We start from the raw sequence: 1322 nt of genomic DNA, 5'->3' as shown, positions 1-1322 counted from the left end.
TCGAACGTGCCGTTCTGGGACGCGCTGACCACGTCGGTGTCACTGGCCGCCACGTACGGCCAGTCGCGCAAGCTGCTGGAGTCCTGGTGGCTGTGGATCGCCGCGGACCTCGTCTACATCCCGCTGTACGCCTACAAGAAGCTCTACCTGACCAGCGGGCTCTACCTCGTCTTCCTCGGGCTCTGTGTCGCCGGGCTGATCGCCTGGCGCAGTGACTGGCGGGCTCGCCAGGCCGCCGCACCGGTCTCCGTACCGCTGTGACGTTCCGGCACGGCCTGGTCATCGGCAAGTTCTATCCGCCGCACGCAGGCCACCATCATCTGATCGACACCGCTGCGGCGGCGTGCGAGCGCCTCACCGTGGTCGCGGCCGCCTCAAGCGTGGAGAGCATCCCCATCGCGTTGCGCACGGCCTGGCTGCGGGAACGGCATCCACAGCCGCACGTGGAGATCGTCTCCGTGGTCGACGACACTGAGATCGACTATGGGTCGGACCGGGTCTGGGCCGAGCACGTGGACGCCTTCCGCGCCGGGCTGGTCATCTCGTCCGGCCTCGGCGTGGGAGCGGTGGACATGCCGCCCGTCGACGCGGTGTTCAGCTCGGAGCGCTACGGCGCCGAACTCGCCCGGCGGTTCTCCGCCGCGCACGTGCCGGTCGACCCGCCGCGGGGGCGCTTCCCGGTGAGCGGCACCGCCGTACGGCGTGATCCCGTGGCCTGCTGGGAATGGCTGTCTCCGGCCGTACGGACCTACCTGGCCAGGCGGGTGGTCGTGGTCGGGGCCGAGTCGTCGGGCACCACGACGCTCGCGCGCGCTCTGGCGGCGCACTACGCGAGCCGAGGCGGCGTCTGGTCCGCCACGCGCTGGGTGCCCGAATACGGGCGGCTCTACTGTGAGGAGAAGCTCGCCGCGGCCCGCCGGTGCGATCCCGGCCTGTGGATCGGCGACCTGCCGTGGTCGTCGGAGGAGTTCACGCTGATCGCCGAACGGCACCTGGCCATGGAGGACGCCACGGCCCGTGTCGGCTCGCCACTGCTGGTGTGCGACACCGACGCCTTCGCGACCGCGCTGTGGCATGAGCGCTATCTCGGCTCGCCGGCCCCGGACGTCGAGCGCCTCCACGCCCGGGCCCGCCATGATCTGTGGATTCTCACCGACACGGCGGACGTGCCGTTCGAGCAGGACGGCTGGCGCGACGGCGAGTCGATCCGGGAGTGGATGTCGGGCCGGTTCCGCGAGGAACTGGACCGGCGCGGTCTTCCGTACATCGTCGTGACCGGCGGGCACGAGGACCGCCTCGCCGCCGCCGCGGCGGCCACCGAC

2 protein-coding genes are annotated in these 1322 nt (G+C 71.4%); both read left to right on the top strand.

Annotation, left to right across the window (positions count from 1 at the left end; translation table 11 throughout):
• A partial coding sequence (locus HKK72_RS39340) for a nicotinamide riboside transporter PnuC (protein ID WP_187239443.1) occupies nt 1-261 on the top strand: 261 nt, incomplete at its 5' end.
• Nucleotides 258-1322, top strand: a 1065-nt coding sequence (locus HKK72_RS39335) for an AAA family ATPase (RefSeq protein WP_187239442.1), incomplete at its 3' end; no start/stop codon positions are given. The genes HKK72_RS39340 and HKK72_RS39335, both read left to right, overlap by 4 nt.

Source organism: Actinomadura sp. HBU206391, from assembly GCF_014323665.1.
Lineage (GTDB): Bacteria > Actinomycetota > Actinomycetes > Streptosporangiales > Streptosporangiaceae > Actinomadura_C.
Note: the sequence above shows the minus strand (reverse complement) of the source record. Positions and strands in the feature narration are given on the sequence as shown.